General features: G+C 70.5%; 10 protein-coding genes and 1 pseudogene. 6 read left to right on the top strand and 5 right to left on the bottom strand.

The window, feature by feature from the left end; all coding sequences use genetic code 11:
* Window positions 1–43: 43 nt before the first annotated feature.
* Window positions 44–1,112 (bottom strand): annotated as a pseudogene (locus G398_RS21820) (virulence RhuM family protein).
* Window positions 1,113–1,166: 54 nt separating this feature from the next.
* On the opposite strand from G398_RS21820, the gene G398_RS21815 reads away from it, so the two are divergent.
* Entirely contained in the window at window positions 1,167–2,015 is an 849-nt protein-coding gene (locus G398_RS21815) for a transglycosylase SLT domain-containing protein (protein WP_052571163.1), read from the top strand.
* Window positions 2,016–2,330: 315 nt separating this feature from the next.
* On the opposite strand, the gene G398_RS0102050 is transcribed toward G398_RS21815, so the two are convergent.
* On the bottom strand, window positions 2,331–2,705 hold the full coding sequence (locus G398_RS0102050; RefSeq protein ID WP_026852359.1) for an Hpt domain-containing protein: 375 nt from the start codon (window positions 2,703–2,705) through the stop codon (window positions 2,331–2,333).
* A gap of 80 nt (window positions 2,706–2,785) precedes the next feature.
* On the opposite strand from G398_RS0102050, the gene G398_RS0102045 reads away from it, so the two are divergent.
* From G398_RS0102045 to G398_RS0102025, 5 genes are all read left to right on the top strand, one after another.
* Window positions 2,786–3,259, top strand: a complete 474-nt coding sequence (locus G398_RS0102045) for a hypothetical protein (protein ID WP_026852358.1) — start codon at window positions 2,786–2,788, stop codon at window positions 3,257–3,259.
* A gap of 132 nt (window positions 3,260–3,391) precedes the next feature.
* Window positions 3,392–3,904: a Spy/CpxP family protein refolding chaperone gene (locus tag G398_RS19130; RefSeq protein WP_026852357.1), complete on the top strand. Its 513-nt coding sequence runs from the start codon at window positions 3,392–3,394 to the stop codon at window positions 3,902–3,904.
* 15 nt (window positions 3,905–3,919) lie between these two features.
* The gene (locus G398_RS21810; protein ID WP_052571162.1) at window positions 3,920–5,059 is read left to right on the top strand and encodes a sensor histidine kinase; all 1,140 of its coding nucleotides are present in this window, start codon (window positions 3,920–3,922) and stop codon (window positions 5,057–5,059) included.
* Window positions 5,056–5,772 carry a LytR/AlgR family response regulator transcription factor gene (locus G398_RS0102030; protein ID WP_026852356.1) on the top strand — a complete coding sequence of 239 codons (717 nt, stop codon included), beginning with the start codon at window positions 5,056–5,058 and terminating at the stop codon, window positions 5,770–5,772. The genes G398_RS21810 and G398_RS0102030 overlap by 4 nt, the downstream gene beginning before the upstream one ends.
* Before the next feature lie 160 nt (window positions 5,773–5,932).
* On the top strand, window positions 5,933–6,910 hold the full coding sequence (locus G398_RS0102025) for a PstS family phosphate ABC transporter substrate-binding protein (protein WP_026852355.1): 978 nt from the start codon (window positions 5,933–5,935) through the stop codon (window positions 6,908–6,910).
* Between the two features lie 64 nt (window positions 6,911–6,974).
* On the opposite strand, the gene G398_RS0102020 is transcribed toward G398_RS0102025, so the two are convergent.
* The 3 genes from G398_RS0102020 to G398_RS15515 are packed head-to-tail and all read right to left on the bottom strand — an operon-like array spanning window position 6,975 to window position 11,467.
* A complete protein-coding gene (locus tag G398_RS0102020; protein WP_026852354.1) occupies window positions 6,975–7,349 on the bottom strand; it encodes a Rid family detoxifying hydrolase in 375 nt (124 codons plus the stop codon).
* 18 nt (window positions 7,350–7,367) lie between these two features.
* Window positions 7,368–8,342, bottom strand: a complete 975-nt coding sequence (locus tag G398_RS19120; protein WP_052571160.1) for an SWIM zinc finger family protein — start codon at window positions 8,340–8,342, stop codon at window positions 7,368–7,370.
* The gene (locus G398_RS15515; protein ID WP_052571158.1) at window positions 8,339–11,467 is read right to left on the bottom strand and encodes a DEAD/DEAH box helicase; all 3,129 of its coding nucleotides are present in this window, start codon (window positions 11,465–11,467) and stop codon (window positions 8,339–8,341) included. Before G398_RS15515 ends, G398_RS19120 begins: the two co-directional genes overlap by 4 nt.
* Window positions 11,468–11,479: the final 12 nt, after the last annotated feature.

Here is an 11,479-nt window from a genome sequence, read left to right as displayed (position 1 = left end):
CCGGCCGTCCGGCCCCTGCAAAGAGGCTATGCCACGCGGCCGCCTACTTCGCTTTCCGGCGCTTCGCGGGCGTGGGGGATTCCTTCGTCTGGAGCCGCACCATGGCGGCGGCTTCGAGCGTCCTCAGGTTGAAGGCTTCTCCTTCCGCTTCCAGACGAGTCCGCCGCTCCGCAGCGAATCGCTCATATTCCCGTTTCGCATGGAGGTCGGCCTGCTCTCTCGATGCATGCCCAGGACTGGATAGAACTTCGCGGTCGTTGAAGGCTAGGAAAGCATCGAGGCGTTCGGTCCAGTCCTTCAGGAAGGTTTCCTTCCGGCGCCGCGCCTGGTCCTCGGCAAAATCCAGCCACATGGCCACGATGCGATTCAGTTCACCGATCTCGGCCTCGGACAGATGGTTCTTGGCGACCGTCACATCGGCCTTCTGCACGCCCGGAGATCCAGTGGGTGAGGCCCATGTGAGGTCGTGCGCTGTCGGCCCGTTCGAGGATCAGTTCTGCGGCGGTCTTGCCTGTGGCGGCGAAGTGCAGCTTGTTCTGGATGACGCTGAAGAACGCCGCCGTCTCGGCTTGCGAAGGGGCATAATCCGAGGCCATGGCAAAGATCTCCCTCACGCGGAGATACATGCGCCGCTCGCTGGCCCGGATGTCGCGGATGCGCTCCAGCAGTTTGTTGAAGCGGTCCGGCAGGCCCGAACCTTCCGCGGGGGGATGCTTCAACCGCTCGTCATCCAGGACGAAACCCTTGACGATGTATTCCCTCAGCCGTTGAGTGGCCCAGATGCGGAACTGCGTGCCGCGGTGGGAGCACACGCGGTAGCCCACGGAAATGATCACGTCGAGGTTGTAGAACGCGATGTCTCGCCCCACTTCACGGGTGCCCTCGATCTGAACCATTCGGAAATTCCGAAGGGTTGCTTCAGGCTGAAGCTCTCCCTCCTCGTAAATGTTTTGAATGTGCTCGTTGATGGTTGGAATGGATTTCTGGAACAGCTCGGCCATCTGCCGCTGCGACAGCCAGACCGTCTCGTCCTCCAGCCGAACCTGCACCCGGGTCTGGCCGTCGTCGGCCTCGTAGAGCAGCAGTTCGGATCTGGGCATGGGGGGTTCCATGAGTTATTATTCGTTCTTTTTTCGCTCGATCGCAAGGCCGTATCATGGAGCCAGATGCTGCGTTCCGCCCTGATCCTCTCCTGCGCCAGCCTGGCCCTCGCCGCCGGGGTGCCGAAGGCTTCGCGGGCCGCTGGGAAACCCGGCATCACCTACCTCTACACCTACTACGACAAGCAGGGCCGGCTGGTGATCAACAACCTGCCGCCCAGCTACATGAAGGGGCAGGGGCTCATTCTCAAGCACGTGGGCGTGGGGAAGGTGCGCCTCGCGGTCACGCCCGCGGAGATGGCCCGGGCCCTGAAGAGCCCCGAACTCATCGCGCTGGTGGATGAGATCGCCCAGGCTGAGGGCGTGGACATCCACCTGGCCCGGGCCATCATCCAGGCGGAAAGCGCCTTCAACTACAAGGCCCGCTCCAAGGCCGGGGCCCTGGGCCTCATGCAGCTCATGCCCTCGACGGCCGAGCGCTTCGGCGTGCTGGATCCCTTCGATCCCCGCCAGAACATCAGCGGGGGTGTGAAGTACCTCAAGTGGCTCCACGGCTACTACGAGGGCGACCTGCACAAGGTGGTGGCGGCCTACAACGCCGGGGAAGGCGCCGTGAACCGCTACAAGGGCGTCCCGCCCTACCGGGAGACGCGGGCCTACGTGCCCAAGGTGCTCGACCTCTACCAGCGCCGGGCCGTCCAGCCGGATCCCAGGCTGGCGGGCAGCATGGCCCTGCTGAAGAAGGGGCGGGGCGGGTTCAAGGTGGACGAGGAGAAGACCGTGCCCGAGCCCACAGCCCAGCAGCGGGCCGCCACGCGCATCTACCAGTGGACCGACGGCGACGGCCGGGTCCAGATCAGCGATCAGCCGCCACCCAAGGGCGCCACCGGCGTGAAGTCCTTCGGAGAGCCCTAAGAGGTCGTATCAAAACCCCCACGTGGCCGCGCGAGGGAACCGGGCGAGCGAGGCGAGGAAAGCGAGGAGATGCGTAGCGGGCACTACGCGCGACGAGCTTGACGCGGCATCGCGACGCCCGGTGCCCTCGCCCGGAGGGATGAAACCAGGCGGGCGCCCCGCGGCGTCACCGCCCTTGGACGATGTCCCGCATCGCCCTGCGGGCGCTTCCCTCTCGGTATCGCCTTTGGCGATACGCGAGACGTAAAGATATCTGCGGTGCATCCCGCCTGGCTTCATCGCGGCCCCGTCGGGGTTTTGATACGACCTCTAGGCTCAGGATCGGCGGGACTGGCCTTCAGCCACGTAGGCCTCCAGGGCCGCGAGGCTCTCCCGGAAGAGGGACTCCAGCCGGCTCCGCAGGTCCGGGCCGGCCTCCACGGAACCGTCCCGGCCCAGGGCCTCCAGCTCCGCCGCCAGGGTGCGCAGGCTCTTGGCGCCCAGGGCACCGGCGCCCCCCTTGAGGGCGTGGGAGGCCCGGGAGAAGGCTTCGGCATCCCGGCCGGCCGCGGCCGCGAGGATGTCCTCGATGCGCCCCTGGGTGTCCTCCCTGAAGATGCCGATCATCTCCTGCACCAGTCCGTGGCTGCCGTCGTCCAGCTCCACCAGGTTCTGGAGGGTCGTCAGATCGAGCAGGTCCGAAGCGGTCACGGGGTCTCCCGCCTCCCATGCTGAACCAGGGAGGCCCGTCCGTCCAATCGGTTCAAGGGGGCCGGTAGTAGGCTGGGAGCATGACCGAAGCCGTCCCCCTGTCTGCGGCGGAAACCGCCCTCTCCCTGCTGTTCCGCAAGCTCCACCCCCACCTGGAGGACGCGGCCCATGCCCTGGCCCGGGGGGCCGCCCGGCGGGACCTGGAGCGCCTGCACCTCAAGCTGCTGGCGGCGCGGCTGAAGACCGTGGCCCTCCTGGAGACGGAGGTGGAGGCCCTCCCCGAAGACGCGCCCGTGGCTGAGGCCCTGGAGACCCTGGCAGCCAACCTCACCCCCGTGGGCGAGAGCTACCGGCAGAGCCTCATCCTCACCCAGCTCTGCCTCGAAGAGGCCCCGGCGGAGCTGCTGCCCCACGCGCCCGGCGGCTGCGCGGGAAGCTCGGCCTGGGGCCCCCGGATGGCAGACTTCCTGGCCCGGCTCCAGGATCCGGCCTTCCAGGCCCACCGGCGCTGGGAAGCCATCGAGGAAGACATCGGGGAGACCGAGGAGGAGTAGGCGCCGTCCGACCCCCGCTTTCTGCGATTCGATCCCCTCTTTCTGCCATTCGACGGGCGGGGCTCCACCAAACCGGTGCCGGGGGCATCTCTTGGGGTGGACGGATGTTCCGTCCCCGTCCCAGGAGATTCCATGACCACCTCCACCCTCCGATTCGCCGCCCTCGCCGGCGCCCTGCTGGCCCTGGGCGCCTCCCTCTCCGCCCAGGACCCCGGCCCGGGCTTCGGCCAGGGCCCCCGCCACGGACGCGGCGACGGGCGGGCCCTCATGGGCCTGAACCTCACCGAGGCCCAGCAGGCCCAGGTGAAGGCCATCCATGAGCGCCATCAGGCCGCCTTCAAGACCAAGGGCGAGACTGCGGCCGCAGCCCACAAGGCCTTCCGCGAGGCCATGGCCAACCTGGCCACGGACCCCAAGACGCTCCAGTCCCTGCACGAGAAGGCCTCGGCGGCCCAGTTCGACCTGATGCTCGAGCACCGGGCGGCCCGGCAGGAGATCCTGCCCATCCTCACCCCCGAGCAGAAGGCCCAGTTCGAGAAGCGGGGGTCCGGCATCGGGGGCATGGGCATGGGCCCCCGCGGCGGCCGCGGTCGCGGGCCCGGCGGGGGCATGAACCCCGGCGAGCCGCCGGCTCCGGCCTTCTGATGCGATCCTGAGGGCATGCGCGCTTCAGCGGTCCTCCAGGCTACCTGGCAGCGGACGCGGCGCCCCCGCACCTGGGGCGCCGCCCTGCTGTTCGGCCTGGCCTGGAACGGCGCCCGGGCCCTGATGGGCCTCCGCTGGCCGGGGGTTGCGGAGGCCCTCACCCCCTCGCTGTGGGTGGCCCTCTTCCTCGTCCTGGCGCCCCTGCCCTGGCAGTGGACCGGGGACGGGCGCCCCATGGCCGGCCCCCTGCGCGGGGCGATCCAGGCCCTCCCCTGGATGGCGACGCTGACCTTCGCCATCCTCCTGCTCCTGGGGCCGGCGGGGGGGCCGCCCCCCTTCGGCCGGGGGCCCGGACCCGGCCCGGGCCCCGGCGCCATGGAGCGTCCGGCGGAGCATCCGGGGCCGCGCCGGGGCATGGGACCGCGGCGGGAGGAGCCGAGGCTCATTCCCATACATCCGCGCTACTGGGTGTTCGGCGTGGCCCACCTCTGCTTCGGCCTCCTGCTGGGCTGGGTCCTGGCGGACCGGGAGCGGGCGGAGCTCCAGGTGGCGGCGGCCCGCCGGGCGGCGGACGAGGCCCAGGCCCGGGTCCTCCAGGGGCAGATGAACCCCCACGTGCTCTTCAACGCCATCAGCGGCCTCACGGAGCTGGTGCGGGAGGACCCGGCGGCGGCGGAGGCCGCCCTGGTGAACCTGTCGGAGCTGCTGCGGGCCCTGCTGGTCCATGGTTCGCGCCTGCGGGCCCCCCTGGGCGACGAGCGCCGCCTGGTGGAGGGCCACTTGGCCCTGGAGCGCCTCCGCCTGGGCCGGCGCCTCCGTGAGCGCTGGGACTGGCCCGAGGCCCTGGATGGCCTGGAGGTGCCCCCCCTGATGATCCAGCCCCTGGTGGAGAATGCGCTGAAGCACGGCGTCTCCGTGGCGGTGGGGGGCGGCAGCCTCGACGTGCGGGTGGCCCGGGAGGCGGGCCGGCTCCATGTGCGCGTGGCCAACACCGGGCCGGCGCCGCCGGAGGAGGGCCCCGGGGAGGGCCCGGGCATGGGCCTGCGGAACCTGCGGGAGCGCCTGGGCCTCCTGGGGGCTCCGGCAGAGGCCCTGCGGCTCCGCCGCGAGGGGGACTGGACCGTGGCCGAATTGGTGCTGGAGGTGGAGGCATGAACGGATCCACCCTGCGCGTCCTGGTGGCCGAGGACGAGCCGTTCAACCTGCGGCGCCTGTCGCGGCTGCTCCGCGAGGCCGGCTGCGAGGTCGTCGCCGAGCTGGAGGACGGGCCCGCCGTGCTGGATTGGCTGTCCCGTGGCGAACCGGTGGACGCCCTGTTCCTGGACATCCAGATGCCCGGCCTCACGGGGCTGGACGTGACGGCCGACCTGCCACGGCCCGTCCCCGTGGTCTTCGTGACGGCCTATGCGGAGCATGCCGTGCGGGCCTTCGAGCAGGCCGCCACGGACTACCTGCTCAAGCCTGTGACCGCCGAGCGGCTGGCGGCCACCCTCCAGCGGCTGCGGGCCCTGCCGGGGGGCGGAACCGGCCGGCCCGCGGGGCCCTTCCGCTTCCCCGTGCGGGCGGGCGAGGGCCTGGTGCTGGTGGACCTGGCGAGGACCACGCACTTCCTCTTCGAGGACGGCGCCGTGTGGGCCTTCGCCGGGGAGCGCCTGCGGACCACCTGGAAGACCCTGGCGGAGGCCGAGGCGGCTCTGGGGAACCGGGTGGTGCGCGGCCACCGCCACCTGCTCATCCGGCCTGAGGCCGTGTCCGGCGTGAGGGCCGGGGACTCCGGGCGGCTCCTCGTGCGCCTGGCTGGAGGGGCCGAGCTGGAGGTCAGCCGCGGCGCGGCCCCGGCGCTGCGGGCGCGGCTGGGCCTGCCCTGAGGCCGGGAATGGTATTTTGACGATGACAATCAAAATGCCTAGTAAAATTACTTAGAAATTTCAGTAAACATACTAAACTTTGGGGGCCTGCTCCGCCCGAATCCCGTCCGGGGGCTGATCTTGCCCAGGTGGCTGTCTGTCCTGTTCCCCAGGAGTTTCCATGCGTTCGCTCTTCTTCGCCCTCGCGGCCAGCACCCTCCTGCTCAGCCAAGGGGTCATCCAGCACGCCTCCAAGCTGGATCCCGGCCTGCCTTCCTACGCGCCGGTGGTGGGCGTCAACACGATGATCGAAAGCATCGGCGCCGACTCCCTGACGGACGTCATGGAGGAGTGGAGGGCCGGCTTCAGGGCCCTCCAACCCCAGGCCCAGTTCAAGGTCACCAACGGCCTGTCCACCACCGCCGTGAAGGCCCTGATGGAGGGGGCGCCCATGATCCACATGGCCCGGGAGCTGAGCCTCGCCGAGCACCAGGCCTTCGAGAAGAAGTTCGGCTACGCGCCCACCAAGCTGGTGGCCTGCTACGACGCCTTCATCGTCTTCGTGAACGCCGGGAACCCCATCAAGGAGATCGGCATGGACCAGCTGGACGCGGCCTATTCCGTGTCCCGCAAGGCCGGCTACAAGTCCGATTCCGCCGTGGAGGCCTGGGGTGACCTGGGGGTCCGCGGGGACTACAGCAAGCGCCCCATCCACCTCTACATGCGCGCCGAGGGCACGGCCTCCCGCGCCGCCATCAACGAGCTGGTGCTGCTCAAGGGCCAGTACAAGCCCACGGTGCGGGACCAGGTGGACTGGCCCAGCATCGCGGAGGCCGTGATGATGGACGCCAACGGCCTGGGCATCGCCACCCTCTCCAACTGGCTGTCCCGGAACAAGACCCTCGCCGTGACGCCCCTGCAGGCCAAGGAGGCCGTGGCGCCCACGCAGGAGAACGTGGTGTCGGGCAAGTACCCCCTGTCACGGACCTACTACTTCTACGTGAACCGCGCCCCGGGCAAGCCGCTCCCGCCCGCCCTCTCCGAATTCCTGAACTACGTCCTCTCCCGCCAGGGGCAGACCGCCGTGACCCAGGCCTCCCTCTACCCCCTGCCCGCCGAGATCGCCCAGCTCTACCGGAAGCGCCTGCGCGCCAACTGAGAGAAAGCCGACCAGAAGAAAGGCGCGGGAAGTCCCGCGCCTTTCTTGTTGGGGAACGGGGAATCTAGACTTCGGCGATGAGCTCGATCTCGACTTTGGCCCCGCGGGGCAGGGCGGCCACGGCCACGGTGCTGCGGGCAGGTTTGGCGCCGCCCAGGGCCTGCTCGTAGACGGCGTTGAAGGCGGCGAAGTCGCCCATGTCCGTGAGGAAGACCGTGGTCTTCACCACGCGGTCCCAGCTGGTGTTGGAGGCGGCCAGCACGGCGCTGAGGTTCTTCAGCACCTGCGCCGCCTGGGCTTCGATGGGGCCGGTCACCATCTCCATGGTCTCGGGCACGAGGGGGATCTGGCCGGAGGTGAAGAGATGGCCGCCGGAGATCTGGGCCTGGCTGTAGGGGCCAATGGCGGCGGGGGCGGTGGGCGTGGCGATGGCGCGCATGGAAACTCCTGGAACCGGTTATTGTGCGCCCTTTTTCCCCCAGCGCCGCTTCTTGTGGCGCCAGTTGCGGCCGGGCCGGGCCGGGGGCGGCAGAGGCGTGTCGAAGGGGGAGGCAGGCTGCTCCAGCTCGCCTTCGGCCTCGCCGTCATCGAGGCGGCGGGGGCCCTCCTCGATCTGCTGGAGCACCCACTGGGCCGTGCGGTGCATGAGAGCCGCCAGGCAGAGGCTGGTCTCGATGCGCGCGTGGGGCAGGGGGCCCAGCTGGGTGAACACGGAGGGATCCGGGGGGATCATCCGCGGGATCGCGATCTCGGGAAGGGGCATGGGCAGGGCGTCGTAGGCCTCCTCCGGCAGGTGGCGCCAGGGCTCGGGCTGGGCCTGCTCCTGGCGGAGGAGGTCCGCCACGGTGGTCTGCTTCTTCGGCGGACGCCCACGCTTCTTGGGGGCGGCCACGGCGGCGGCATCAAGCGCGGCCTGGAGGGCCTGCATGACCTCGTCGCGGGACTTCCCGCGCAGGTCGAAGAGCAGCCAGGGGTCGCGGTCCAGGGCCTCCGCCATCACGTAGCAGACGGCGGCCACATGCTTGCAGGGGTTGGCCCAGTCCGGGCAGTCGCAGTGGGTCTGCAGCTCCTTGGGCACGCGGGGGTAGAGGCTGGCGCCCGCCTCGCGGAAGGTCTCGTCCAGGCCCTGGGGCATCTCACCCGCCAGCAGGGAGGCCACGAAGCGGCTCTCCTGGGCGATGCGGGCGAGGGCTTTCTCCCACTGGGCGGCCGTGAGGGCGGGCAGGCCGAGCGTCACGTTGTAGGTCTTGCGGCCGTGGACCCTGGCCTGGATCTCGCCGGGTTGCACGCCGAAGTGCGATACGTGGCCGTCCTCCGCGTACTTCTTGCCGCGAGGGAGGCGGTTCTCGTAGTCGTCCCCCAGCTTCTCGAGACCCTGGATCCAGAGGCGGCCCCACCAGGTGGTGCCGAAGCGGTCGGCGTGGCTCATCATGGCGCCACCTCCTTGGCCTTCCGGCGCGGGGGTTTCGGCGCAGGCGGCTCCTCACCGTTGCCTTCATCGGGATCCATCAGCTCGGCGTCGGGGTCCAGGGCCACCAGGCGGCGCAGGGCGTCGTCGTCCAGCTCCGTGAGCCAGCCCTCGCCCGTGCCCACCACGCGGTCCGCGAGGTCCCGCTTGGTCTCCAGCAGGGCGTCGATCTTCTCCTCCAGGGTGCCGATGGTGACGAGCTTGTGCACCTGCACGTTCTTCGTCTGGCCGATGCGGTAGGTGCGGTCCGTGGCCTGGTCCTCCACAGCCGGGTTCCACCAGCGGTCGAAGTGGAAGACGTGGGTGGCGGCCGTGAGGTTCAGGCCCACGCCGCCGGCCTTCAGGCTCAGCAGCAGCACCGGCGCGGAGTCCGGGTCCTCCTGGAAGCTGCGCACCAGCTCGTCGCGACCCGCGCGGGTGGTGCCACCGTGGAGGAAGGGAGGCTCGAAGCCGAGCGCCTCCTGGAGGTGGACCTGGAGCCGGTCCCCCATCTCCTTGAACTGGGTGAAGACCAGGGCCCGCTCGCCGGCCTCGACGACCTCCTCCAGCATCTCCGTGAGGCGGTCCAGCTTGCCGCTGCGGCCCTTGTAGGGGCCCTGGGCCTTCAGGAACTGGCTGGGGTGGTTGCAGATCTGCTTGAGGTGCGTGAGCAGGGCCAGGATGCGGCCCCGGCGTTCGATGCCCGTGGCGGCCTCCAGCTCCTCGTCCATCTTCTCGACGCGGTACTGGTAGAGCTCGGCCTGCTCGCGGCTGAGCGTGGTGAAGACCTTCATCTCCTGCTTCTCGGGCAGGTCCTGGATGATGGCCTTGTCGCTCTTGAGGCGGCGGAGGATGAAGGGACCGATGCGCTGGCGCAGTTCGGCCGCGGCGTCCGGGTCGCGGTACTTCTCGATGGGCGTGGCGAAGCGCTCCTTAAACTGGGACTCGCTGCCAAGGTAGCCCGGCAGGCCGGCGCTCATGATGGCCCACAGCTCGGTCAGGCGGTTCTCGATGGGCGTGCCCGTAAGGGCCAGGCGGAAGTTCCCGCGCAGCCTGCGCACGGCCTTGGCCTGGGCGGACCCGGCGTTCTTGATGGCCTGGGCCTCGTCCACCACCACCATGCCCCAGGCACGGGCGGAGAAGGTGTCCTCCTCGCGCCTCACCACGCCGTAGGTGGTGAGCACCAGGGTGTGGGGCCTGAAGGCGTCGGGCAAACGGTCGCGGTTGTTGCCGTGGTGCACGAAGACCGGCAGGGTGGGCGCGAACTTGGCCAGCTCGCGCTCCCAGTTGCCCAACAGCGAGGTGGGGCAGACCAGCAGGGTGGCGGGTCCGTGCTGGGGGCTCTGTTCCTGGCGGTGCAGCAGCAGGGCCAGCACCTGGATGGTCTTGCCCAGGCCCATGTCGTCGGCCAGGATGCCGCCCAGGCCGAGCCGCGACAGGCCCTCCAGCCAGGCCAGGCCCCGCAGCTGGTAGGGGCGCAGCTGGCCGTGGAAGCTGGCGGGCTGGGTGATGGGCTTGTCGGGCAGGATCTTCAGGTCCTCGAGGGCGGCGCCGAAGTCGCCGGCCACTTCGACCTCGATGGCCTCGCTGACGCCGGGGATGCGCGCCGTGCCCGTGAGGGCCGCCGCTAGGGCCTCGCCCTTGGTCATGCTCTCGAAGCCCGCGCCGCGGCTGGCCTGGAGGACCGTGGAGATCTGCTTGAGGGTCTCGGGATCGAGCGCCACCCACTTGCCCTTCCAGGCCACCAGCGGGTGCTTGAGGCTCGCCATCTGGGCGAAGTCCTCCACGCTCAGGGCGTCGTCGCCCAGCATGAGGGACCAGTCGGCGCTGACATTGCCCTCCAGGCCCGCCTGGGCGGTGGGATCGGCCTCCTCCACGCTGCGGGCGCCCAGGCGCACCTTGGCGCGCAGGCGCTTGGCGCCGCCGAAATCCGCCAGCCCCTCGGGGATGTGGACGAGGAAGCCCGCCTCCTTGAGCTGGGCGGCGCCCTTCGTGAGGAAGCCCCAGGCCTCCGTGGGGCGGAGCAGCAGGTCCTCGGGGCGCTGGCCCGCCAGGGCCCGCTCCAGGGCGGGGAAGAAGGGCACGGCCCGGGCCAGGCCCCGCAGCAGGACCTGCCGCGCCTGGAGTACCTCGGGCTCGGTGCTGGGTTCCCAGAGCTTGGCCACGCCGATGTCGGTGCCCGCCTCGGTCTCCAGGCCCACCTTGAGGATCCAGCCCTCCTCCGCCAGCCGGTCAGCCTCCTGCACGGCCTGGTCGTGGCTGGGCACGGGCGGGGCCTCCAGGGCCAGGCGCGGCCGCACCCACTGGGGCCGGGCGCCCTCGCTCCATTGGGCCAGCTGCTCGCCCAGGGTGCGCTCGGTGATGCCGATGGTGGGGAACTCCGGCAGCTGGTGGGAGAGGGCCACCATGAGGCGCTCGTCCCAGGGCAGCCGGTCCCGCTTGTGGCCCCGCAGCCGGTGGATGAGGCCCAGGCGGGGATCGTCCCCGGCCCGCAGGCCGCCGGCGACGAAGCGCATGACGAAGTCGGCGCCATCCTCCAGGAAGGCCGACAGCACCGCGTCCACGGAGGGCGGCATGGCCAGGTCGTCCTCGATGTCGAAGGCGTCCAGCTCGCCCAAGGCGATGGTCTTGGTGAAGGCCCAGGTGTCGTTCTCCGGGAAGGCCAGGGCCGCCGGGGGCATCGCCTCCGCCAGCTGGCGCATGGCCCGGCGGTCCAGGGGGCTGGTGAGGCTCACGCCCCAGCGGGCCTTCCAGGGATTACCCTTGGTATCCAGCTGGGGCAGGAGGGCGCCGCGGACCACCAGGGACTGGAGGAGGCGCAGGGCCGCGGCCCAGTAGCGCAGGGTGGGGCCGGCATTCCCGGGGCGCAGGGCCAGGGAGGAGAGCCAGGGGTAGGCCCGCTGCCAGCGCAGAGGCAGGGCGTGCATCTCCACCAGGGTGGCGTCCGGCAGGAAGACCTGGGCCTTGGCGGGGGTGAGGCGCTCGCGGCCCTGCAGCTCGCCGGGCAGGGTCCGGAGGGCGCGGGCCCACTCGGCGGGTTCCACCGCCTCGGGCATGCAGAGCAGGAAGCCCCGGTCCTGGGGTCGGTACTGGAGGAAGGGATTCAGCATGCGGCGTCGCCC

It is taken from the genome of Geothrix fermentans DSM 14018 (assembly GCF_000428885.1).
GTDB lineage: Bacteria > Acidobacteriota > Holophagae > Holophagales > Holophagaceae > Geothrix > Geothrix fermentans.
The sequence above is the reverse complement of the archived record's forward strand: the minus strand, read 5'-3'. Positions and strand labels throughout refer to the sequence as shown.